Source organism: Brevundimonas bullata (assembly GCF_014207965.1).
GTDB lineage: Bacteria > Pseudomonadota > Alphaproteobacteria > Caulobacterales > Caulobacteraceae > Brevundimonas > Brevundimonas bullata_A.
This window is the reverse complement of record NZ_JACHLM010000001.1, coordinates 617,666-640,698: the sequence shown is the minus strand read 5'-3', so window position 1 is coordinate 640,698 and position 23,033 is coordinate 617,666. Positions and strand designations below refer to the sequence as shown.

Below are 23,033 nucleotides of genomic sequence, written 5' to 3'. Positions count from 1 at the left end.
CTATCTAGATGTTTTTACGAGAGAAACCGGAAACCTAGAGTGCTTACGAGAGCACGCCCAGGACGTCGGATTCCTTCATGATGATCAGGTCGTCGCCGTCGATCTTCACTTCCGTGCCCGACCACTTGCCGAACAGGATGCGGTCGCCAGCCTTCAGTTCCAGAGCGTTGACCTTGCCGGATTCATCGCGAACGCCGGGGCCGACGGAGACGACTTCGCCTTCCTGGGGCTTTTCCTTGGCCGTATCGGGGATGATGATCCCGCCCTTGGTCTTGGATTCTTCTTCAACGCGCTTGACCAGCACGCGGTCGCCGAGAGGACGAAACGCCATCTGATGATCTCCCAATAGAATGTCGGTTTAAGCCCCGGAGCCAGCAGCTTTAGCAGCCGCCCGCCCCGAGTGCTAACCCGATGGGAGTTAGGGGGAGGCCCCCCCACCGTCAAGGGCGAGCCCCATCGAATCTTGGCTGCGAGATGACTGGAAAATGAACGAGGCCCCTTGGGAGCGTTCAGCGGGCGCGGCCTAAAAGGAGACAACGGATCAACAGGCTTTCGAAGGGAGCCCGCCATGAAGACCATTTCCAAGCTCGGCGTCGGCGCCATCGCCCTGACCATGCTGGCCGCTTCTCCGGTCGCCGCCCAGTCCTATCGCGACCGCGATCGCGACAACACCGGCCGCGACGCCGTGCTGGGCGCCGTCGTCGGCGGGGTGGCGGGCGCTCTGATCGGTCAGGGCGACGGACGCTATGTCGCCGGCGGGGCCTTGGCGGGCGCCGCCCTGGGCGCGGTCGCGTCGGACAGCGACCGCGACGGCTGCAACTATTACCGCGGCGGCCGCTGCTACCGGAATCAGGGCCACTGGGAGCGTGACCACGGCATCAACAGCCGCGATGGCTACTACAACGGCCGCTATCAGGGCCGCGACCGCTACGACCGTCGCGACCGCCACGACAACCGTCGCGACTATCGCTACGACCGCCGCTGGTAGGTTCCTGCGCGCGATGAATGAAGGCCCGGCGGCGACGCCGGGCCTTTTCGCGTTGGGCTCAGCGGACGCCGATGGTCAGGGTGTAGTTGGCGTGCTCGTCGCGACGGGCGGCGTTGCGCATCAGATAGACCCGCACGACGTAGTCGCCGTTGGCCGGCAACTGGCCGCTGAATTGATTGCCTGAGGTCGAGCCGATGAACAGGGCCTCGTCCGCGCCCTGTCTGGTGACGTTGAAATAGGCCGAGGCGTTGGTGGGTTGCAGCCGAACGTTCAGCGTCTGGCCGCGGCGGGCGCCCAGCACATAGTCGACCGTGTCGTAGCCGTGCAGGTTGCCGTGCAGGGTGGCCGAGGACGCACCCCGCGCGAACTGGACCCGCTCGGTGCGGCTGTGATCCTGAGCGGCGGCGGGCGACGTCAGGGCCAGCGCCATGGCGAAGGAAGCGAAGGTCTTCAGCATCAGTCTGTCCTTGCAGCGATTCGCACCACAATCCTTTTCAGCGGGTTCCGTTCCCCTCTAGCCGAGCAGCCGGGTCAGCAGGGCCGCTGTCGAGGGATCGAGGTCGGGGGAGGGGGCGCCCGCCGCCACGTCCTTGAGGACCGCCTTGGCCAGGACCTTGCCCAGTTCCACGCCCCACTGGTCGAAGCTGTTGATGTCCCAGATCACCCCCTCGACGAAGGTCTTGTGCTCATAAAGCGCGATCAGGGCGCCCAGGGCCTGCGGCGTCAGGCGGTCCATGACGATGGCGGTCGAGGGGCGGTCGCCGGGGAAGGTCTTGTGCGGGGCCAGGCGGTCGGCCTCGGCCTCCGACGCGCCTGAGGCGATCAGTTCGGCATGGGCCTGGGCCTCGGTCTTGCCCTGCATCAGGGCCTGGCCTTGGGCCAAGGCGTTGGACCACAGAGGGCTCTCCGACTTGTCGTCGAGAGTGGAGGCGACGATGACGAACTCGGCGGGAACCACCTGCGGGCCCTGATGGATCTGCTGGAAGAAGGCGTGCTGGCCGTTGGTGCCCGGCTCGCCGAAGACGACGGGGCAGGTCTGGCGCCCGACCGGGGCGCCGTCGCGGCGCACCCGCTTGCCGTTCGATTCCATCTCCAGCTGCTGCAGGAAGGCGGGCAGACGCCGCAGGCCGTGGGCGTAGGGGGCGACGGTGCGCGACGGGCGGTGCAGGCCGTCGACATTGTAGATCTGGGCCAGGGCCAGCAGGACCGGGGCGTTGGCCTCCAGCGGGGCCTCGAGGAAGTGCCGGTCCAGTGCGGCGGCGCCGTCGAGGAAGCCCTGGAAGACGTCCCAGCCCAGGCCGATGACGCAGGACAGGCTGACCGCCGACCACAGGGAATAGCGGCCGCCGACCCAGTCCCGGAAGGCGAAGGTGCGGCCGCAACCGAAGACGGCGGCCTTCTCCGGCGCGGCGGTGACGCCGATCAGGTGCCTGTTCATGCCCTCAGCGGGCAGGGCGGCGGCCAGCCAGGCCTTGGTCGCCTCGGCGTTGGCCAGGGTTTCCTGGGTGGTGAAGGTCTTGGAGACGACGACGACCAGGGTCGAGGCCGGATCGAGTCCGGTCAGGGCCTCGGCCATGTCGCGCGGATCGACATTGGCCACGAAGCGCACGTCGATCGCCGGGTCGAGCGGGCGCAGGGCGTCCCAGATCAGGCGCGGCCCCAGGTCCGAGCCGCCGATCCCGATATGGACCACGGTCTCGAACGGCCGACCGGTGGCCCCCGTCTCGATACTGGACCGGACGGCGTGGGCGTAGTCGCGCATCTGATCACGGACGGCCTCCACCTCAGCCGAGACGGCGTCGCCCAAGGCGTGGAAATCGGCGCCGTCGGGCGCGCGCAGGGCCGGGTGCAGGACCGCGCGGCCCTCGGTGGAATTGATGGGCTCGCCGCCGAACAGGGCGGCGCGACGGCCCTCGACGTCGGCGGCGCGGGCCAGGGCCAGGGCGGCGTTCAGCCCTGCGCGGGTCCAGCTCTGCTTGGACAGGTCCAGATGCAGGCCGGCGGCGTCGAGCGTCATCCGCGACAGGCGGTCGGGATCGGCGGCGAACTGGTCGAGGATGCGGGCGTCGGCGTCGCGACGGGCGACGGCCTCCAGTTCGGTCCAGGCGGCGTGCGGCATCGACGTCTCCCCCCATCGCCGTCCCCTGGTCTGGTACGGCGTTTGCAAGCCTTTGTTTATGGCTCAGGCCTAAAAGAGTTCAATCAAAGACCGGGTAAACATGGGTTTCCGACTGGAAATTCTCGCCTCGGCCGCCAGTGAAAAGGGATGCCCATGTCCTGCGGACTAGTTCTCGCCGCCGTGCTGATGCTCAGCGATCCGTCCGTGGCCGAAGCCGCAGCTGTGGCGCCGGTCCCCGCTGACGCCCCCGTCTCGGTCGCGCACGAGCCCCTGTTCGCCGATCTGGTGGCACGCTCGGGCGCGCTGAAAGCTATCGTTGACGGCTGGATCGCCTCGGGCGAGGCCGACGCCAGCGGCTTCCTGACCAGCACGGTCTTCACCGGCTTCAAGGCTAAGGCGGCCGATCTGGCCGCGCGCGATCTTCAGGGCCATCTGGTGCTGAAGGAACGCGGCACGGACAACGATCTGAAGTGCATCCTGCGCGGCATCTCGGAAGACATGCCCAAGAAGGTCGCCGCCGTCGAAGCCGCCCCCAACGCCGCGGAACGCAAGGTGGCGCTGGAAGAGCTGGCCTATCTGCTGAACGACAATGTCGAGGTCATCACCGCGCCGCCTCACCCGGCGGCGTAGCCGCCCGGCGAGGCTTTTCTTTCTGGGACCTATCGCGCTTTGCGCTACTTGAGGCCCGCCCCCTATCGTCATCCCGGCCGCAGCGGAGCGGAGAGGCGGGACCGCCCAAGACGCCGCGTCTGGCTCAGCTCTACTTCGCGCCGAGGGCGTCGATGATGAGGCCTTCGGTCAGCAGTTGCGGCAGGATGCGCGGCTCAGGCTGACCGGGCGTATAGAGGAGGTAGAGCGGCACGCCCGAGCGGCCGTGGCGCTCCAGTTCGGCGGTGATGGCGTCGTCGCGGCGGGTCCAGTCGCCCACCAGATAGACGGCGTTGTGGGCCTGCAGAGCCTCGGCGGTGCGGCGCGAGGTCAGGGCCGTGCGCTCGTTGATCTTACAGGTCACGCACCAGTCGGCGGTGAAGTTGACCAGGACGGGACGTCCCTCGGCCAAGGCCGCCTGCACCGCCTCGGGCGACCAGGGTTGCGAGGCCAGGAGGTCGGAGGCTTCAGCCGAAGCCGGACCCGAAAGCGGCGCGCGGCCCGCGCCGATGGCCAGACCCAGGGCCAGGATCAAGACGACCAGAGCGGCGAGGCCCGACAGAAGGCCGCGTTGCGCAAAGGCCTGCGCCGCCTGATGGCGCCCCGCTAGCCACAGGCCCAGCGCCAGCATCAGACCCGCTGCGAACAACAGGGCCAGGGCGTCGCCGCCCGTCTGACGCGCAAACACCCATACCAGCCACAGGGCCGCGCCGTACATGGGGAAGGCCAGCAGGTTCCTGAGCATTTCCATCCACGGGCCGGGACGCGGCAGGCGGGCCAGGAGGCCGGGACTGAGGCTGATCAGGACGTAGGGCAGGGCCAGGCCGAGGCCCAGCATGAGGAAGACCGCCAGGGCCATGGGCCAGGGCATCAGCAGGGCGGCGCCGAGCGCAAAGGCCATGAAGGGGGCGGTGCAGGGCGCGGCCACGACCACGGCCAGAACCCCGGTGAAGAAGGCGCCTAGCGCGCCGGGCAGACGAGACATCGGCCCAGAACCGGCGCCTTGCAGGCCCGCGCCGATATGAAAGACGCCCGACAGGTTCAGCGCCACGGCCAGCATCAGCAGGGCCAGACCCGCGATCACGGCGGGCGACTGCAGCTGGAAGCCCCAGCCCAGCGCCTGACCGCCGGCGCGCAGGGCCAGCAGGGCCCCGGCCAGGATCAGGAAGGTCGTCAGCACGCCCAGCAAGAAGGCCAGGCCGTCGCGCCGCGCCTCGGCGGGTTCATGGGCCGAGCGGCTGAGCGCCGCCGCCTTCATCGCCAGGATAGGGAAGACGCAGGGCATGAGGTTGAGGATCAGCCCGCCGAGCAGGGCGAACAGGGCGGCTTGTGCAAAGGCGCTCAGATTGACGGCGGGCTTGGCCGTTTCCTCGCCGCTGGCCAGGGCGCCGTTTCCGCTCGCGCCGGCCAGGGCTGGGCCGGGTGTCGCCGAAATCTCCCAGGCGCCGAGGTCGGTGGCGAGGACGCCGGCGACCGGCCCCTTCAGGCCTTCGGCGATCAGGCCGCGCGCGGCGGCGACGGACAGGGTCAGGCCCTCGGGGCCGTGCTGACCGGTCTGGACGGCGGCGTGGTCGATGACGCCGCCCTCGAAGGGGAAGAAGTAGGCCCATTTCGGCGCCGCGCCGGTCCCGATCTTGGCAAGCGGTCCGCCGGTGGCGGTCAGGGTCAGTTGGCCGTCAGCAAACTGGGCGCGGGCTTCGATCCCGGCGGGACGCGGGGCGGATTGGACCACGGACTGGATGGCGGCGCCGTAGCGAGGATCCAGCGGGGCGGCGCCGTCCTGAACCTTGAGGTCCAGCGTCAGATCGAGATCCTCGGGCACGCACATCTGGTCGCTGCAGACGAAGACGTGGGCGACGACCTCGAGCCGCAAGATCTGACCGAGACGGGCGTCGGCGGGGATGTCGATGGGGACCGGCAGGAAGACGAGGTCTGAATAGCCGTAGTTCATCAGACTCTGCAGCCGCTGACGTTCGGGCAGGGGCCAGACAACAGCGCCGGCCTTGACCCCGGCGGGCAGGGTCCAGTCCAAAGTCGTCGGGCCGCCGGAATCCCCCGGGTTGCGCCAATAGGTGTGCCAGCCGGGCTGAATCTTCTGGCGCACGGCGACGATGGCGGTCGAGCCGGGGGCGGCCCAGGCGCTCATCGGGACCAGTTCCGCCTCGATCCGCTCGGTGCGCTGCGGTCCGGCAGACGGCGACGCGGCGCCCGCCCTCAAGGCGTCGTCCAGAGCGGACGGCGATGACGGCGCGGCGAAAGCCGAGGCGGCGAGGGTCAGCCAGACGAGGAAGGCGGAGAGCAGACGCAAGGGGCAGAGGACCGGGCGGTTGAGAACGAGCCGAGACCTTAGCCGCCGCGCGCGCCGACAACCACCGCCGACGTGGGCGGCGGCGCGAGACCGACTGACGCAACCTCCGTGGGAAGCTTAGGTCCTCGGCCTGGCCTCGATCAGCACTTCGGTGCGGCGGCGCAGGGGATCGTTGACCCCGTTGACCTTGGCCCCGTCGGCGCCGCCTCCAGCGACCTCAAAGGCCGGAGCAGGCAGGCCGACCCCGACCAGGGCCTCGGCCACCGACCGGGCGCGCTGTTCGGACAGGGTCTGGTTGGCCGCCGCCGTGCCGCTGCGGGCGTCGGACAGGCCGAGCACCTGAACCTTGGTGACGTCACAGCCTTGAAGCTGGGTGGCGGTCAGGCTGATGGCCTGACGCGCGGCGGCGGTCAGGCGCGCCTGATCCTGATCAAAATAGACCTCGAACCGCTTGGCCCCGCAGGCGGCGGGATTGCTGACCAGATCGCTGCGCTTCTTGTACACGCCGGGCGTGGTGCAGCCCGCCACAAGGGCCATGGTCAGTCCAGCCACGGCGACAGGGAGGATCGGTTTCATCATTCAGCCCCTCGACAAGCGCCCAGCCCCGGGCGCGCAATTCTACAGCAGTAAAAAGGGCGGCCCGCGCAAACGGACCGCCCCCTGAACCTGACCCGAAAAAGCTCCGGGCGCCAGTCGCCTTAGTAGCGGCGCTGGCCGTTCTCCCAGTAGCATTCGGTCTGGCGGTTATCGTAGCAGTAGTAATAACGACCTTGGTTGTCGCGATAGCGCTGCTGGTTGTTGCGGTCCGAGTTGGAGCCGCGGATGGCGCCCGCAGCGCCGCCGGCGAGAGCGCCGATGGCAGCGCCCGTGGCGGCATTGCCGCCGCCGACGTTGTTGCCGATGATGGCGCCGGCGACCGCGCCGATGCCGGCGCCGATGGCGCCTTGGCGCACGGCCTGGTCGTTGTTGCCGCCGCCGTAGTACGGGTCACTGGCGCAGGCGGTGACCAGAAGGCCGGCGCCGGCGATGGCGATAATCGCCTTGTTCATGGATCTGTCCTTCATCCCGAGGGGGCTCCCCTGAAGTCCACAGAACGCAGGGCAAAGGCGACGGTTCCGAGGCCAAGAACCAAGCTTTGCATTATTTTGTTCGAAGAGTTCGGGTTCAGCGGAACCGGGCTGTGAAACGAGGCGTTCGCCGCCCATGACCGACGCCCCTGCGCCTATCGACCCTCCTGTCGCGCCCCGTCTTACACCCCATGTGTCGATGAAACGGGTGACGATTCTGGTCAATCCGCTCTCGGGAGGGGTCGGTCCCCAGGCGGCGGCCGAGGCCGAGGCCATCCTGTCGGTCTATGATTTCGAAGCGACGGTGACGACGCTGGAGGGGCCCAGGATCGCGGACCAGATCGGTGAGGCCCTGGCGGCCAAGCCCGACGTCCTCTTCGTTCTGGCCGGTGACGGCACGGCGCGGTCCGTCGCCGCGCGCGCCGGCGCCAAGGGGCCGCTGATCGCCCCCCTGCCTGGCGGGACCATGAATATGTTGCCCAAGGCCCTCTATGGCACCGCCGACTGGAAACTGACCCTGCGTCTGGCGCTGGAAGACGGTGCGCCGCAGGTCGTGTCGGGAGGCGAGGTCGAGGGTGAGGCCTTCTATTGTGCGGCTATTCTGGGGGCGCCGGCCCTGTGGGCGCCGGCCCGCGAGGCGATGCGGACCGGCAAACTGAAGCTGGCATGGCTCTATGGCCGGCGAGCGCTGAAGCGGGCCTTCAGCGGCCATATCCGCTTCAGCCTGGACGGCGGCGACAGGCGTCGGGCCGAGGCCCTGGTGCTGATCAGTCCGATGATCTCCAAGGTCATGGACGAACCCGTGGGGCTTGAGGCGGCGGCCATGACGCCCTCGGACGCCGCCCAGGCCTTCGCCCTGGCGGCTCGCGCCGTGTTCGACGACTGGCGTCACGATCCCAATGTCATGACCCAGCCGGCGCGCCGGATCACGGTTTCGGCCCGGTCGAAGATCCCGGCGGTGATCGACGGGGAGCCCATGCTGTTGGGGCGAAACGCCACCGTGGTCTTCCTGCCGCGGGCCTTCATGGCCCTGGCGCCCCTGCCCCCTGCCGCCGAGGGCAGCATCTGATGGGGCGGGTGCTCCAGTTCTCGGACGTGCATTTCGGATGCGAGCATGTTCACGCCGTCGCCGCCGCGCTCGACTACGCCCACGCGACGCCGCACGATCTGGTGCTGATCACCGGCGACATCACCCAGCAAGGTTTTCCTAAGGAGTTCGCGGCGGCGGGCGCCTGGATAAGGGCCATGCCCCAGCCGGTCTTCGTCACCGTCGGCAATCACGACGTGCCCTACTGGGATGTGATGGCGCGGTTGTTCTGGCCCTGGCGGGCGTTTGAGCGGGCCACCGGGCACCCGGCGCATGACCATGAGTTCCAGAGTGAACATCTGATGGTGCGTGGCGTGACGACGGCGCGGGGATGGCAGGCGCGGCCCAACTGGTCCAAGGGCGTCATCGATCTGGGGCAGACGCGCCGCGCGGCCGAGGCGCTGCGCAACGCGCCGATCGGGGCGCTGAGGATTCTGGCCTGCCACCATCCGCTGATCGAAATGATCGGCGCGCCGATGACCGGCGAGGTCAAGCGCGGCGACAAGGCGGCGCTGATCTTCGCCGAGGCGGGGGTGGACCTGATCACGACCGGTCACGTCCATGTGCCGTTCGCCCTCCCTGTGGAATTGGGGGGCATCGACCTGTCGGATCGCTGTTCCTACGCCATCGGCTGCGGGACCCTGTCGCATCGGGAGCGCGGAGCGCCGCCCAGCTTCAACCGCATCGAATGGGACGCCCGCGAGATCGTGGTCACGGCGGTGGTCTGGACCGGCCATCGCTTCGAGGATCATCAGACCTGGCGCCTGCCACGACGCCAGGACACGCGCCGGGTCGAGACGGCGCCGGATCCCGTCACCCCGGGCGAAATGGAAGCCGCCGACATCTGAACGGCAAACGAAGAAGGCCCCGGCGGATCGCCGGGGCCTTCTTGCTGACAGCGCCTGAGGGCGGCGTCAGATTCGCGGACCGCGTCCCCTCATGCCGCCGACAACCAGCGAGACGACGAACAGGATCACGGCGATGATGGCGATGAATTTGGCGATCTCGAAGGACATGCCCGAGATACCGCCGAAGCCGAGGACAGCAGCGACCAAGGCGACAATAAAGAAAATGATGGCCCAGCGAAGCATGGACGACCCTCCGAAGCGTTGTTGAAAGGAGCAAAACCATCGACCCCTCCCGTCGATCGTTCCGCCTGACTTAACAACGCCCCGAAGGCTTGGCCGTTCCGTTCTTTTTATCGACGGCGCGGACGGCTCTTTTCAGTAAAGGCGGCCGCGACCATGGTGGCCAGGGCCGGGTTGCGCAGGAAGATGAAGCCCCCGGCCAGAGCCGCCGCCGCGCCGAGAATGGGACGTTGCTGGAACAGGTGGAAGGCCCGCATGCCCAAGCCTTCGGGCTCATATTCCTCTTCCTCCTCCTCGCCGTGGGCGCGGCGTACGAAGAGGAGGGCGACGATCAGAGCGACTGCCGCAAAGATGGCCGCAGTTATGGCCGCCGCCGCCAGGGGCGGAACGGCCAGCGCCAGCAGATAATAGACCGTGGCCCCGAGGGCGACCATGGCCACGAAGCCCGCCCCGGCCGCGACTAAGGTCGCGACCGCGCGATTGATCAGCCCCCGCCCCAGCATCAGCGGCGACGACCGGCGAGCAGCAGGCCCAGCACGACGCCGACGCCGAGGGCGATGGCGGTGGACTGCACCGGGCGTTCCTGGACGCGTTCGACGACATAGCGCTGGGCTTCTTCGAAGCGCTCGGCGGCGTCGTCATAGTACTCGCGACCGCGCACGCGGGCGTCGTCGTAATAGCCGCGCGCTTTTTCCCGCAGCTCCTCGCCCTGCTCGCGCAGACGAGCTTCGGCCTCGGCGGCCTTTTCCTTGAGGCGCTGCGTTTCCTCGCGCGCGCCGACCTTCAGATCCTCCTTGAGGGTCTTCAGGTCGTTCTTGATGTCTTCCCGAGCCTTGGTAGTGGCCATGATGCGCGCTCCGCTGGATTTGTAAGCTTGACGATTAAATAGAGAACCCCCGCCTCGAACGCCACACCGACGATCAAGGTTCCTGCAAAGCCGCAGACCAAGGCCGTAGCGCGACCGCCTTCTGGCGTCGCTGGAGAGGTCGTCATACAAGGAACGCCATGACCCAATGGCTGTTCCCACCCGCGCCCACGCCGTCCCTGCCCATCGTCGGCGACGCGCGTCGTTTCCCGGTGCGCCGCGTCCTGTGCGTCGGCCAGAACTACGCCGCCCATGCCCGTGAGATGGGCGCCGATCCGGCCAAGCCCGCGCCCTTCTTCTTCGCCAAGCCGGCCGACGCCCTGGTCGTGGACGGGGCCGATCCGGTCTATCCGCCGGCGACGGCCAACCTGCATCACGAGGTGGAACTGGTCGTCGCCATGGGCGAGGGCGGCGCCATCGCCGGCTGGGCGGTCGGCGTCGATCTGACGCGGCGCGATCTGCAAGCGGAAGCCAAGGCCAAGGGACGGCCGTGGGAGGCGGGCAAGGCCTTTGACCAGTCGGCGCCGTGCGGCGCCCTGACGCTGGGCGACCTGCCCGATGCGGACGCGGCGATCACGCTGACGGTCAATGGCGAGACACGCCAGTCGGGGCGGCTGTCGGACATGATCTGGGACCCGGCGGGAATTCTGGCCCAGGCAAACGCGCTGTGGATCCTGCAACCCGGCGACCTGATCTTCACCGGCACGCCCGAGGGCGTCGGACCTCTGGTCGCCGGGGACCGTGTCGAGGCGCGCATCGACGGCCTGGCCCCGCTCAGTTTTACGGTAAAAGCATGATCCTGCACGGCTACTGGCGCTCGGGCACCAGCTATCGCATCCGCATTGCGCTCAACCTCAAGGGGCTGGACTATCAGACGGCGCCGGTCGATCTTCGGACGGGGGCGCAGAAGTCCGACGCCTATCTGGCGCTGAACCCGCAGGGCTTGGTCCCGGCGCTGGAGACCGGCGACGGCCTGGTGATGACCCAGAGTCCGGCCATTCTGGAATGGCTGGAAGAGGCCCATCCGGCCCCGGCCCTGCTGCCGGCCAACGCCGCTGACCGCGCCGTGGTGCGCGCCATGGCCGCCCTGATCGGCTGCGACATCCATCCCCTGAACAATCTGCGGGTGCTGAAGGCGGTGCGCGATCTCGGCGCCGATCAGGCGGGGGTGGACGCCTGGGCCGGGCGCTGGATCACGGATGGCTTTGCGGCGCTGGAGGCTCTGGTGGTGCGTCACGGCGAAGGGTGGTGCTTCGGCGGCGCCCCGACCTTCGCGGACTGCTACCTGATTCCGCAGATTTATTCGGCGCGGCGTTTCAACGTGGATTTGACGCCTTTTCCGCGTCTGCTGGAGATCGAGATGCGGGCGGAAGCCCATCCGGCCTTCATTGCCGCGCACCCGGACAATCAGCCGGACGCGGATTAAGCCTCTTCGTTCACCAACGGCATTGATTTCGGTCAATCTCCCTTAAGCTTTGGCGCTGAATATCGGCGTCGTGAGATTCGCCCTTCCGCCCTCTCCGGCCGACCGGCTCGCCATCGCTGTGGTGACTGAGCCCGAACGGTCGCGCCCGCTGCCCCCCGGCCAGCGGGAGGACGCCATGCGCCATCTGCTGCAGACGGCGGGCGACGCGGGCGTCGGTCTGGTCGCGACCCGGCCCGAGGGCGACGTCGAGCGTCTGCTGGGTCAGGCCTGGCCCTTCCCTTCGCCTTTCCGCGTCACCGTGCGCACCGTGCCTCTGGCCGACGGTCTGGACCGGGTCGAGGCCCGCGCCCGCCGCTCGCTGGAACGCATGGGCCTGCCGCGCGGCGACGCCGTCCTGGTGCAGAACGCCGCCGATCTGGCCGGAGCCGAGGGCCGCGCCCTGTGGGGCCGGTTGCAGGCGCTGAAGGAGCGGGGGATCTTCCGCAAGATCGGCTTCGTCGCCACCGTCGAGGACGGTCCGGCCCTGATCGCCCGCCGCTTCCAGCCCGACGTGGTGCAGGTCGCCTGCAATATTCTGGACCAACGCGCCGCGCGCAGCGGCGTCATCGACACCCTGGCCGCGCAAGGCGTCGAGGTGCATCTGGCCTCGGTCTTCGCCCAGGGTCTGCTGTTCGCCAACCGCGAGAGCCTGCCGCCCGAACTAGCGGCCCACGGCATGGCCCTGTCGCGCACGCGCCGGCGTCTGGCCGAGGCCCGGGTCGATCCTATGCAGGCGGCCCTGGCCTATGCCCTGAACCTGCCCGGCGTGGCCTCGGTGATCGCCAGCGTGGCCTCGGCCGCCGAACTGCGCGCCATCGTCGCCGCCTCGCACGCGGCCAAGCCCGACATCGACTGGGACGCCCTGGCCCTGGACGAAGCCCCCGCCGCCGTCGCCTCGCGTCTGCGCCTGCACGTCAGCAACGCCGCCTGATCCACAGGCGCGGCGGTCTTGCGCGCCCGCCTGTGCATAATCGCCGCCGATCCCGCTTGAGGCGGGCGCCCCGATCCGTCACCCTGACGGACAATGAACGCGCCCATCGCCCATCCCCCGCAAGCTGATCTGAAGCCCGACGCCAAGGCGGATTCGGGCACGACCCCGGTCATGGCGCAATTCCTGGCGGCCAAGGCCGATCAGCCGGACGCCATCCTCTTCTTCCGCATGGGCGACTTCTACGAGCTGTTCTTCGACGACGCGGTGAAGGCGGCGGCGGCCCTCGGCATCACCCTGACCAAGCGCGGCAAGCATCAGGGCGAGGACATCCCCATGGCTGGGGTGCCGGTCCACGCTCTGGACGGCTATCTGGCGCGGCTGATCCGCATGGGCTTCAAGGTCGCCATCTGCGAGCAGCTGGAAGCCCCGGCCGAGGCCAAGAAGCGCGGCTCCAAGGCGGTGGTGCATCGCGGCGTGGTGCGGGTGGTGACGCCCGGCACCCTGACCGAGGATACGCTGCTGGACGCGCGCGGCGCCAACCGGTTGGCCGCCGTGGCGATCCGCAAGGGACGCGCCGCCGTGGCCGTGGTCGAGCTGTCGGCCGGGGCGGTGGACTCGGTAGCCTGCGACCTCAGCGATCTGGGCGCGGCCCTGGCGGCCTTCCGCCCGTCGGAAGTGCTGGTGCCCGACCGTTTGTTCTCGGATGAGGCGCTGAAAGGCGCGCTGGACGGTTCCGGCGGCGTGGTTCAGGCCATGCCGCAGGCTCTGGCCGAGCCGGTCGGCGCCCGCGACCGGGTGCAGCGCCTCTATGGGGTGTCGGCGCTGGACGGGTTCGGCGCCTTCGAGGAGGCCGAGGTCTCGGCGCTGGGCCTGATCGCCGCCTATCTGGAGACGACCCAGGCCGGCAAGATCCCCGCCCTGGCCCCGCCGCGCCGCTCGGGCGAGAGCGGGTTTCTGGCCATCGATCCCGCCACCCGGTTGAGCCTGGAGATCGACCGCACCCAGCGCGGCGAGCGCGACGGCTCCCTGCTGCACTGCATCGACCGCAGCGTCACCTCGGGCGGGGCGCGGGCGCTGGCGGAACGCATCTCGCGACCCCTGCGCGATCCGGCGGCGATCAACGCCGGGCTGGATGCGGTGGAATGGCTGCTGGAGCGGCGCGATCTGCGCCGCGACCTGAGGGACGGGCTGCGGTCCTCGGCGGACGTGGCGCGCGCCACCTCGCGGCTGGCGCTGGGGCGCGGCGGACCGCGCGACCTGGCGGCCATCCGTTCGGGTCTGACGACGGCGCAGGCTCTGGCGAGCCTGTTCGCCGCCTCGGCGCGCGATCCTCTGGCCGGGCCGCCCGCGCGGGTTCTGGCCTGCCTCGATCGGCTGACTTTGGACGGGGAGCTGTCGCATCTGCTGGCTGATCTGGGCGACGGCCTGATCGAGGAGCCGCCGCATCTGGCGCGCGACGGCGGCTTCGTGAACCCCGGCCACCGCCCCGAACTGGACGCCGCCCGCACCCTGCGCGACGATAGCCGCCGCGTGGTCGCCGACCTGGAAGCCCGCGCCGTGGCCGAGAGCGGCGTGGCCTTCAAGGTGCGCCACAACGCGGTGCTTGGCTACTTCCTTGAGGCCTCGGCCAAGGCGGCGGAAAACCTGCTGCGCGCCGGGCCGGACAGCCCCTTCATCCACCGCCAAACCCTGGCCAATCAGGTCCGTTTCACCACGGTCGAGCTGTCGGAGCTGGACGCCAGGATCAGCCAGGCCGGGCATCGCGCCCTGGCCATGGAGGGCGAGACCTTCGAGACCTGGCGGCGCGAGGTCGCGCGGCTGGCCGGGCCGTTGCAGGGCGTGGCCGAGGCCCTGGCCGAACTGGACGCCCACGCCGCTCTGGCCGAATGGGCCGAGGATGTCGGCGCCGTCCGCCCCGTGGTCGATGACAGTCTCTGCTTCGATGTCGAGGCCGGGCGTCACCCGGTGGTCGAGGCGGCGGTGACGGCCCAGGGCGATCCCTATACCCCCAACAACTGCCGACTGGCCGGGGACGGTCAGGGCGCGTCGCGCCTGTCGATCGTGACGGGTCCGAACATGGCCGGTAAGTCGACCTTCCTGCGTCAGAACGCCCTGCTGGTGGTGCTGGCCCAGGCCGGGGCCTTTGTCCCGGCGCGCGCCATGCGGCTGGGCGTGGTGGACCGGCTGTTCAGTCGCGTCGGCGCCGGCGACGACCTGGCGCGCGGCCGCTCCACCTTCATGATGGAGATGGTCGAGACCGCCGCCATCCTGACCCAGGCCACGCCGCACAGCTTTGTCGTTCTGGACGAGATCGGGCGCGGCACGGCCACCTATGACGGTCTGGCCATCGCCTGGGCCACCGCCGAAGCCCTGCACGAGACCAATCGCGCGCGCACCCTGTTCGCCACCCACTATCACGAGCTGGCGCGGCTGGAGGAGCGGCTGGACTACGTCTGCAACCTGTCGATGAAGGCGCGCGAATGGAACGGCGACCTGGTCTTCCTGCACGAGGCGGCGCCGGGCGCGGCGGACCGCTCATATGGGGTGCAGGTGGCCAAGCTGGCGGGGGTGCCGAGCGCCGTCGTGGGCCGCGCCCGCGAGGTGCTGGAGCGGTTGGAGAGCGAAAAGGCGGCGGCGGCGCGTCTGGACGACCTGCCCCTGTTCGCCGCCGTGGCCGAGCCGGCGCCGGCGCCGATGTCCTCGGCGCTCGATGACGCGGTCGCAGCCATCGACCCGGATGAACTGACCCCGCGCGAGGCGCTGGAGGCGCTCTATCGGCTGAAGGGATTGGCGAAGGCTTGAAAATCCGCTCATCCCGGCGGACGCCGGGATGAGCGGAAAGGGAGGGGCGTGGTATGACGGTCGACGTGACCTCTTCTTCCCCTCTTGACCCGCGTCTCGTCGAAGCCGCCGCGGCGCCCGATGCGCGCGCCGCCGTCACCGAGGTTCTGCGCGAAAGCTTCGCCATCGAGCGCGCTCGCGTGGCCCGGCGACTGGAGGGCGGCATCGACGGGGCCGAGGCGGCGCGTCTCTACGCCGCCGCCGCCGACGCGATGCTGACCAGCCTGTGGCGGGTGGCGACCGAGACCCTGTATCCGGCGCCGCAGGACCGCCTGTCGCTGCTGGCCGTCGGTGGGTACGGGCGCGGCGTTCTGGCGCCCTTTTCCGATCTCGACCTGTTGTTCCTGCGGCCGGGCCAGAGCGCCAGCGCCCGCGCCGAGGCGGTGATCGAGTTCGTCCACTACGTCCTGTGGGATCTGGGTCTGAAAGTCGGCTCGGCCTCGCGCTCAGTTGGCGAGACCCTGGACCTGGCCCGCAGCGACATGACGGTGCGCACCACCCTGCTGGAGGCGCGGGTCCTGGCTGGCGACGCAGCCCTCGGCGCCAACCTGCTGCGGCGGTTCCGCGCCGAGGTCGCTCGGGCCGATCCCCGGCCCTTCATCGCCGCCAAGATGGAGGAGCGCGACGTTCGGCTGCAGAAGACCGGCGCGGTGCGCTACCGCGTCGAGCCCAATATCAAGGACGCCAAGGGCGGGCTTCGAGACCTGAACACCCTGTTCTGGATCGCCCGCTCGCTGGCGCCGGACAGCGAGCGCGGACAGGCGGCGCTGGAGGGCCTGTTGAGCGCGCGCGAGCTGCGCAGCTTCCGTGAGGCCATCGGCTTCTTGTGGAGCGTACGCATCCATCTGCATCTGGCGGCGGGCCGGGCCGAGGAGAAGCTGACCTTCGACTACCAGCCCGAGATCGCCCGGCGCATGGGCTGGCGCGGGCGCGGCGACGAACTGGCGGTCGAGCGCTTCATGCGCCGCTATTTCCAGGTGGCGCGCGAGGTCGGCGCCCTGACCCGCGCCGTCTCGGCCCAGCTGGAGGCGCGCCAGCAGAAGAAGGCGCAAGGCCTGGCGCGCGGCCTGTCGCGCCTGATCCCCCGCAGACGCGCAAAGTTGGCGTTCGACGGACTGGCCGTCGAGGGCGGGCGTCTGACGGTGAGCGGCGGCTCGGTCTTCGCCCATGATCCGGTGCGGCTGCTGCTGCTGTTCGTCGAGGCCGACCGGCTGGATCTGGACCTGCACCCGGACGCTTTCGCCGCGGTGATCCGCGCCCTGTCGCTGGTGACGCCGGCGTTGCGACGCGACCCACGCGCAGCCGAGGCCTTCCTGACGGTGCTGGCCCATGGGCAGCGGCCCTATCGCGTCCTGTCGATCATGAACGAGACCGGTCTCCTGGGCCGGTTCCTGCCCGAATGGGGGCGGATCGTCGGCCAGACCCAGTTCAACATGTATCATGCCTATACGGTGGACGAGCACACCCTGCAGGCCGTGGGCGTCATCAACGACATCGCCCGCGGCAAACTGGAGACCGAACACCCGGCCTCGACCGCCATCATCCCCCGCATCGCCGACATCGAGGTGCTGATGCTGGCCATGCTGCTGCACGACGTGGGCAAGGGCGGCGACCGGGGGCAGCTGGAGGACGGGGCCATCGCCGCGCGCCGGGCCTGCGAGCGGCTGGGCGTCGATCCGCGCCGGATCGAGCTGGTGGTCTGGCTGGTGCGCCATCACCTGTTGATGAGCGACTATGCGCAAAAGCGCGACGTCTCCGACCCCTCGACCGTGCGGGCCTTTGCGGAAGCCGTGGGCGACCCGGAACGTCTGCGCATGCTGATGGTCCTGACCGTGGCCGACATTCGCGCCGTGGGGCCGGGGGTTTGGAACGGCTGGAAGGGCCAGCTGATGCGCGCCCTGTTCGAGGCGACCGAGGCCCTGTTCCGGGGCGACGCGGTGACGCGCGAGGACCCGCTGGTGGATCACCCGGCCCTGGTCGAGCGGGCGCGGCGCGAAGGGGCGGCGGTCGAGGCTCTGCCTGCCGAAGGGCCGCTGGAATCCACCGCGCGGGTGGCCGTGGCGGCGCTGGACCGGCCGGGCCTGTTCGCCGACCTGGCTGCGACTTTAGCCAAGGCGGGGGCCGACGTGGTCGGGGCGCGCCTGGCCACCGCTGCGGACGGCACGGCGCTGGACGTGTTCGAGATTCAGGACGGGGCGGGCGAGGCCTATGGCCAGCGCGAGCCGCGCCGGCTGGCCATCTTGGTCAAGGCGCTGGAGCGGGCGGCGCAGAAGGGGGCGCGCGCCTCGGCGGTCGAGACGCCTCGGGTTAGCGCGCGCCGGGCGGTGTTCGAGGTCCGCCCGGTGGTGCGCATCGACGTCGAGGCCGGGACCAGCGCCGTGGTGGTCGAGGTCTCGGGCGCCGACCGGCCCGGCCTTCTGGCCGATCTGGCGCGGACCATCTCGGCCCACGGCTATTCGACCCGCTCGGCCCACATCGCCAGCTTCGGCGAGCGGGCGGTGGACGGCTTCTACATCACCGACGCCGACGGGACGAAGCCGAGCGACGCAGCGCGTCTGGAAGAGCTGAAGGCCGGGCTTCTGGAGGTTCTGGACCGGGCGCCGCAAGGCCCGGCGGGCCGGCGCATCACGCCGGTGCGGGCCAGCGTGCGCGACGTCTCCGATCTGGAAGGCGAGATCGGACGCAAGCCCGTATCCAGCGGATCGCGGGCGCGCTAAGGCGATGGTCGGGCGAGCATAGAGACCAGCTGTGAACGACAAGACCGACCCCATCGAACCGGCAGCCCCGGTTTCGGCCGCCAACGCCACGGTGGAGCCGATTGTTCAGCCGCCCGCCGCCTCGACGACGCTGGACGGCGACGCGCCCAAAACGGGCGGCGTCATGCGCTCCTCGGCCATCTTCAGCGCCATGACCCTGCTCAGCCGTCTGGCGGGCTTTGCGCGCGACGTGGTGATCTCGGCGGCGCTGGGCGCCTCGGCGGGGCCGGCGGCGGACGCCTACAACACGGCCCTGAACTTCCCCAACCTGTTCCGCCGCATCTTCGCCGAAGGGGCCTTCGCCGCCGCCTTCGTGCCCGCCTACGCCAAGACGTTGAAGACGGAAGGGCAGGCCGTGGCCGACCAGGTGGCCACCGACGCCCTGGCCGCCGTGGCCGCCGTCACCGTGGTTCTGACCATCCTTGCCCAGCTGACCATGCCGTGGCTGATGACCGTCATCAACATCGGCTTCCTCGACGATCCGGCGCGCTTCAAGCTGGCGGTGATCCTGACCCAGATAACCATGCCCTACCTGCCCTGCATGGCCGTCGCGGCCTTGCTGAGCGGCGTGCTGAACGCGCGCGGGCGTTTCATCGTCTCGGGCGCCTATCCCATCCTGCTGAACCTGATCATGCTGGCCGCCGTCTGGCCGGTGAAGGGGGATCAGATCGAGGCTGCCTACGCCGCCTCGTGGGCTGTGCTGGTCGCCGGCGTGGCCCAGGCGGGTCTGTGCTGGTGGGCGGCGAGGAAGGCGGGCGCCAATATCCGCCTGACCCTGCCCAGGCTGACCCCGGCGGTGAAGGCCATCATCATCACCGCCGTGCCCGCCGCCATCGGCAATAGCGCGACCCAGATCAACGTCTTCATCTCTGGCAACCTGTCCAGCTTCGTCGCCGGCGGGCGGACCTGGCTGGCCACGGCGGACCGGCTGTATCAGCTGCCGCTCGGCCTGGTCGGGGTGGCCATCGGCATCGCCCTGCTGCCCAAGCTGTCGGCGGCGGTGGCGTCAAAGGACCACAGCCAGCAGCAGGCCTCGATGGACGAGGCCCTAGCCCTGTCCATGGCCCTGACCCTGCCGGCGGCGGCGGCCCTGCTGGCCATGCCCTATTTCCTGATCGACGCCCTGTTCACCCGCGGCGCGTTTCTTCAGATCGACGCCGTCAACACCGCCCAGGCCCTGTTCCAGTTCGGCTGGGGCGTGCCGGCCTTCGTCCTGATCCGCATCCTGGCCCCGGCCTTCTTTGCGCGCGGCGACACGCGTCGCCCCATGGTCTTCGCCCTGGTCTCGGTGGCGGTCAACGCGGCGCTCGCCATCGCCCTGTTCAACCTGGGCATGGGCATAGCCGGAATCGCGGCGGCGGTCAGTGCGGCGGCCTGGACCAACGCCCTCTTGCTCGGCGCGACCCTGTGGCGGCGCGGCCATTATCGGCCCAGCCCGGCGGCGGCCTCGCGGCTGGCGCGCATCCTTCTGGCCAGCATCGGCCTGGGTCTGGTGGTCGGCCTCGCCTCCTGGGCCCGCCCTATGCTTCAGGCCCCGATAGAGGCCCTGCTGGCCGCGCTAGGCTCGGATCACGGCGCCAAGGAGCTGACCCTGCTGGCCGTCGTGGCGGCGGGGGGGCTGACCTATGTCGTCCTGGCCTTCGCCACGCGGGCGATCACCGTGGCCGAGATCAAGGGGCTGATCCGCAAGGGGCGGTAAGCTTGCCCTTCGCGCCCCGAGGCGATAAGCGCGAGGGCATGGCTTATTCGGGACACCCTTTCGTCGCCCGGCGATGGCGCGGCTGACTGTTCACCGCCTGCCGCCGCACGCCTGCGCGTGCGCCGAATTCCAGCCTTTACGCTTCCCGAGAAAATCCCATGACTGACCAGACCCCGGCCCCCGTCGCTCCGGCTGCGCCCGCCTATGCCGGCCCGCGCCGCATCCTGTCCGGCATCCAGGCCTCCGGCGCCCTGCACCTGGGCAACTATCTGGGCGCCTTGAAGCGCTTCACAGAACTTCAGGACACGGGCGCGCCCCTGTTCGTCTTCGTCGCCGACATGCACGCCATCACCGTCTGGCAGGACCCCGAGAAGCTGACGGCCCAGACGCGCGAGATCGCGGCGGCCTATCTGGCGGCGGGCCTGGACCCGGCCAAGGCGACCATTTTCCCGCAGTCGGCGGTGCCCGCCCATGCCGAGCTGGCCTGGATCTTCAACTGCGTCGCCCGCCTCGGCTGGCTGGACCGGATGACCCAGTTCAAGGAAAAGTCGGGCAAGCACAAGGAGCGCTCCAGCGTCGGCCTCTACACCTATCCGGTGCTGCAGGCGGCGGACATCCTGCTCTACAAGGCGACCGAGGTGCCGGTCGGCGAGGACCAGAAGCAGCATCTGGAACTGACCCGCGACATCGCCGCCAAGTTCAACAACGACTTCGGCGCGCCCGGCTTCTTCCCCCAACCGGAGCCGCTGATCCAGGGACCGGGCACGCGGGTGATGAGCCTGCGCGACGGTTCGGCCAAGATGTCCAAGTCCGATCCGTCGGACCTGTCGCGCATCAACCTGACCGACGACGCCGACACCATCGCCGCCAAGATCAAGAAGGCCAAGTCGGACATGGATGTCCTGCCCGACACGGTCGAGGGTCTGGACGGGCGCCCCGAGGCCAAGAACCTGGTGGCCATCTATGCGGCCCTGTCGGACACGACGCGCGAGGCCGTTCTGGCCGAGTTCGGCGGTCAGGGCTTTGGGTCCTTCAAGCCGAAGCTGGCCGAGCTGGCCGTCACGTCGATGGCGCCGGTCACCGCCGAGATGCGCCGCCTGATGGCCGATCCGGCCGAGATCGACCGCGCCCTGGCCGTCGGCGCCGAGCGCGCCCGCGAGGTCGCCCAGCCGGTGGTGGACGAGGTCAAGAAGATCGTCGGCTTCTGGCAGGGCTGAGGCCCATGAGCCATCCGCTCGACCGCCCGATCTGGAGCGCCCTTACGTCCGAGCGTCAGGCGTCTCTGGCGGTCGGGGCCGACGGAGCGCTGCGGTTCGCCCCCGGCTATGGCGTCTTCGCCGCCAGTGAGGATCAGTCGCCGGCCAGCCTGGCGGCCATGGCCTTGCTGGAACGGCCCGAAGGCGTGATCTGCACCGTCGAAGGGCAGCCCGTTCCGGTTCCACCGGGCTTGCGCGTGGTCAAGGCGGCGACGCTGACGCAGATGGTGCTGGTCGAACTGGCGCCCGCCAAGGCGCGGGACATCATCATCGAGCCCCTGACCGAGGCGGACGCCCCGGCCATGCTGGCGCTCGCGACCCTGACCGAACCCGGTCCCTTCTTCGACCGGACGCATCAGCTGGGCGGCTTCTTCGGCGTCAAGCAGGACGGGCGGCTGCTGGCCATGGCCGGCGAGCGGATGAAGCCCGACGGCTTCACCGAGGTCTCGGGCGTCTGCGCCCACCCCGACGCGCGCGGGCGCGGCTATGCCGGGGCCCTGATGCGGACGGTGATCGAACAGATTCTGGCGCGTGGAGAGACGGCCTTCCTGCATTCCTACGCCGACAACGCCGGGGCTATCGCCCTCTATCGCGCCCTGGGTTTCGAGGTGCGCAGCGAAATGGCGATGAGGATGTTAGGCTCGGCGGAAACCTGAACGGGAGAGCGGCATGAGCGGTCACGGCGCAACAGTGGAATGGACGCGGGGCGACCAGGCCTTCGTCGACAAGCGATACAGCCGCGCCCACGTCTGGCGCTTCGACGGCGGGGCGGTGGTGCCGGGATCGTCGGCCCCCTCGGGCGTGCCCGTGCCGATGTCGGACCCGGCGGGCGTGGACCCTGAGGAGGCCATGGTCGCCTCTCTGTCCAGCTGTCACATGCTGTGGTTCCTGGCCTTCGCCGCCAACGCCGGTCTGACGGTCGACCGCTATCTGGACGAGGCCTCGGGCGAGCTGGACAAGAACGAGGCGGGCAAGCGCTATCTGGCCCGGGTCGCCCTGAAGCCGGTGACGACCTTCACAGGCCGCCAGCCGGATCAGGCCGAGCTGGACGCCCTGCACCACGCCGCGCACGAGCACTGCGACATGGCCCATTCGGTGCGCTCCGAGATCACGGTCACGGCCCGTCTGGGCTAGGCCTCCGGGGCCACGTCTCTGAGGAAGGCGGTGAAGCGGCGCAGGGCTTCCAGCGTCAGCTCTGGGTGATGGCGCATGGGGCCGTTGCTGGTCGGCTCATCGAAGGCGTGGGTGCCCTCGGCGATCCAGCTTTCGACCTCGGAGCCGCAGTCGCGGATCATGGCGTTGACCCGCTCGGCGTTGGTCACCGTGGTCAGATGGTCGCGCCTGGCGGTCATGGCCAGGACGCGCGGGCAGTGCCTCCACGGTTTCATCCGGTTGAAGGCCCAGGCGCCGATATAGGGATAGGCTAGCCACACCGCCTTGACCCCCGACAGGTCGCAATCGCCGGGATTGGCCAGGCCGAGACGACCCGGCAGCGGGTCCTCGCTCATCATCTCCATGATCGACCAGCCGCCGTGGCTCCAGCCCGCCAGCGACAGCATGGTCGGATCGACGTCGGGCCGTCTTGAAATGCCATGGATGGCGGCCAGCAGATCGCCCGCCCGCTCATAGCCGCGCAGCACCAGGCCTGTGCAGACCGTGGTCAGGGTGAAGGCCCGGTTCCAGCCGCGCGGGCCGTAGGAATCGACGATGAAGGCGCGCCAGCCCGCCGCCTTGGCCGCCTCGGCATAGCGCGGCAGGTGGTCCCGCAGACCGCCGCAGCCGTGGAACAGCAGCACCGCCGGGCGCGGCCGGTCGTCGTCGGGCCCGACCACGGTCGTGTGCGGTTCCAGCATGGCCCAGCGGGCGTCGAGCGTATCCATGAGCGGCAGCATACCGCGCGGCTTGCAAAGAAAAA

23 protein-coding genes are annotated in these 23,033 nt (G+C 69.7%); 13 read left to right on the top strand and 10 right to left on the bottom strand.

Annotated features, from left to right (window positions below; genetic code table 11):
• Positions 1-43: 43 nt before the first annotated feature.
• A complete protein-coding gene (groES, locus tag HNP51_RS03140; protein ID WP_008259448.1) occupies positions 44-331 on the bottom strand; it encodes a co-chaperone GroES in 288 nt (95 codons plus the stop codon).
• Positions 332-568: 237 nt separating this feature from the next.
• Between groES and HNP51_RS03135 the strand changes: the two genes are divergently transcribed.
• Complete coding sequence (locus HNP51_RS03135; RefSeq protein ID WP_184266958.1) at positions 569-988, top strand: hypothetical protein; 420 nt, start codon at positions 569-571, stop codon at positions 986-988.
• A gap of 58 nt (positions 989-1,046) precedes the next feature.
• Here HNP51_RS03135 and HNP51_RS03130 read toward each other — a convergent pair whose 3' ends face one another.
• Positions 1,047-1,445, bottom strand: a complete 399-nt coding sequence (locus HNP51_RS03130; protein ID WP_184266956.1) for a DNA breaking-rejoining protein — start codon at positions 1,443-1,445, stop codon at positions 1,047-1,049.
• A 57-nt stretch (positions 1,446-1,502) separates the two neighbouring features.
• The gene (gene pgi, locus HNP51_RS03125; protein WP_184266954.1) at positions 1,503-3,107 is read right to left on the bottom strand and encodes a glucose-6-phosphate isomerase; all 1,605 of its coding nucleotides are present in this window, start codon (positions 3,105-3,107) and stop codon (positions 1,503-1,505) included.
• Between the two features lie 153 nt (positions 3,108-3,260).
• Between pgi and HNP51_RS03120 the strand changes: the two genes are divergently transcribed.
• Complete coding sequence (locus HNP51_RS03120; RefSeq protein ID WP_184266952.1) at positions 3,261-3,737, top strand: hypothetical protein; 477 nt, start codon at positions 3,261-3,263, stop codon at positions 3,735-3,737.
• 130 nt (positions 3,738-3,867) lie between these two features.
• Here the strand turns inward: HNP51_RS03120 and HNP51_RS03115 are convergent, their stop codons facing one another.
• From HNP51_RS03115 to HNP51_RS03105, 3 genes are all read right to left on the bottom strand, one after another.
• Positions 3,868-6,063: a protein-disulfide reductase DsbD gene (locus HNP51_RS03115; protein ID WP_184266950.1), complete on the bottom strand. Its 2,196-nt coding sequence runs from the start codon at positions 6,061-6,063 to the stop codon at positions 3,868-3,870.
• A 117-nt stretch (positions 6,064-6,180) separates the two neighbouring features.
• On the bottom strand, positions 6,181-6,639 hold the full coding sequence (locus HNP51_RS03110; protein WP_311769893.1) for an OmpA family protein: 459 nt from the start codon (positions 6,637-6,639) through the stop codon (positions 6,181-6,183).
• A gap of 122 nt (positions 6,640-6,761) precedes the next feature.
• Entirely contained in the window at positions 6,762-7,112 is a 351-nt protein-coding gene (locus tag HNP51_RS03105; protein ID WP_114817114.1) for a YMGG-like glycine zipper-containing protein, read from the bottom strand.
• Between the two features lie 154 nt (positions 7,113-7,266).
• Between HNP51_RS03105 and HNP51_RS03100 the strand changes: the two genes are divergently transcribed.
• A complete protein-coding gene (locus tag HNP51_RS03100) occupies positions 7,267-8,199 on the top strand; it encodes a diacylglycerol kinase family protein (RefSeq protein ID WP_184266946.1) in 933 nt (310 codons plus the stop codon).
• Positions 8,199-9,065 (top strand): metallophosphoesterase, encoded by an 867-nt coding sequence (locus HNP51_RS03095; RefSeq protein ID WP_184266944.1) that lies wholly within the window; start codon positions 8,199-8,201, stop codon positions 9,063-9,065. Before HNP51_RS03100 ends, HNP51_RS03095 begins: the two co-directional genes overlap by 1 nt.
• 66 nt (positions 9,066-9,131) lie before the next feature.
• On the opposite strand, the gene HNP51_RS03090 is transcribed toward HNP51_RS03095, so the two are convergent.
• The 3 genes from HNP51_RS03090 to HNP51_RS03080 form a co-directional block, all read right to left on the bottom strand.
• A complete protein-coding gene (locus HNP51_RS03090) occupies positions 9,132-9,308 on the bottom strand; it encodes a DUF1328 domain-containing protein (protein WP_105562042.1) in 177 nt (58 codons plus the stop codon).
• A gap of 107 nt (positions 9,309-9,415) precedes the next feature.
• The gene (locus tag HNP51_RS03085; RefSeq protein ID WP_260398320.1) at positions 9,416-9,739 is read right to left on the bottom strand and encodes a hypothetical protein; all 324 of its coding nucleotides are present in this window, start codon (positions 9,737-9,739) and stop codon (positions 9,416-9,418) included.
• A gap of 68 nt (positions 9,740-9,807) precedes the next feature.
• Complete coding sequence (locus HNP51_RS03080; protein ID WP_184266940.1) at positions 9,808-10,152, bottom strand: glycine zipper domain-containing protein; 345 nt, start codon at positions 10,150-10,152, stop codon at positions 9,808-9,810.
• 158 nt (positions 10,153-10,310) lie between these two features.
• On the opposite strand from HNP51_RS03080, the gene HNP51_RS03075 reads away from it, so the two are divergent.
• From HNP51_RS03075 to HNP51_RS03035, 9 genes are all read left to right on the top strand, one after another.
• Entirely contained in the window at positions 10,311-10,967 is a 657-nt protein-coding gene (locus tag HNP51_RS03075; RefSeq protein ID WP_184266938.1) for a fumarylacetoacetate hydrolase family protein, read from the top strand.
• The gene (gene maiA, locus HNP51_RS03070; protein ID WP_184266936.1) at positions 10,964-11,596 is read left to right on the top strand and encodes a maleylacetoacetate isomerase; all 633 of its coding nucleotides are present in this window, start codon (positions 10,964-10,966) and stop codon (positions 11,594-11,596) included. Before HNP51_RS03075 ends, maiA begins: the two co-directional genes overlap by 4 nt.
• A 70-nt stretch (positions 11,597-11,666) precedes the next feature.
• A complete protein-coding gene (locus HNP51_RS03065) occupies positions 11,667-12,566 on the top strand; it encodes an aldo/keto reductase (protein ID WP_184266934.1) in 900 nt (299 codons plus the stop codon).
• A gap of 93 nt (positions 12,567-12,659) precedes the next feature.
• On the top strand, positions 12,660-15,368 hold the full coding sequence (gene mutS / locus HNP51_RS03060) for a DNA mismatch repair protein MutS (protein ID WP_184266932.1): 2,709 nt from the start codon (positions 12,660-12,662) through the stop codon (positions 15,366-15,368).
• Positions 15,369-15,433: 65 nt separating this feature from the next.
• Positions 15,434-18,124 carry a [protein-PII] uridylyltransferase gene (glnD, locus tag HNP51_RS03055; RefSeq protein WP_311769892.1) on the top strand — a complete coding sequence of 897 codons (2,691 nt, stop codon included), beginning with the start codon at positions 15,434-15,436 and terminating at the stop codon, positions 18,122-18,124.
• A 31-nt stretch (positions 18,125-18,155) separates the two neighbouring features.
• Positions 18,156-19,862: a murein biosynthesis integral membrane protein MurJ gene (murJ, locus tag HNP51_RS03050; RefSeq protein WP_184266928.1), complete on the top strand. Its 1,707-nt coding sequence runs from the start codon at positions 18,156-18,158 to the stop codon at positions 19,860-19,862.
• A gap of 158 nt (positions 19,863-20,020) precedes the next feature.
• Complete coding sequence (gene trpS / locus HNP51_RS03045; RefSeq protein WP_184266926.1) at positions 20,021-21,079, top strand: tryptophan--tRNA ligase; 1,059 nt, start codon at positions 20,021-20,023, stop codon at positions 21,077-21,079.
• A gap of 5 nt (positions 21,080-21,084) precedes the next feature.
• Entirely contained in the window at positions 21,085-21,774 is a 690-nt protein-coding gene (locus HNP51_RS03040) for a GNAT family N-acetyltransferase (protein ID WP_184266924.1), read from the top strand.
• 13 nt (positions 21,775-21,787) lie between these two features.
• A complete protein-coding gene (locus HNP51_RS03035) occupies positions 21,788-22,252 on the top strand; it encodes an OsmC family protein (protein WP_184266922.1) in 465 nt (154 codons plus the stop codon).
• Here HNP51_RS03035 and HNP51_RS03030 read toward each other — a convergent pair.
• Positions 22,249-22,998 carry a dienelactone hydrolase family protein gene (locus HNP51_RS03030; RefSeq protein WP_184266920.1) on the bottom strand — a complete coding sequence of 250 codons (750 nt, stop codon included), beginning with the start codon at positions 22,996-22,998 and terminating at the stop codon, positions 22,249-22,251. The two genes, HNP51_RS03035 and HNP51_RS03030, sit on opposite strands and share 4 nt — an antisense overlap.
• Positions 22,999-23,033: the final 35 nt, after the last annotated feature.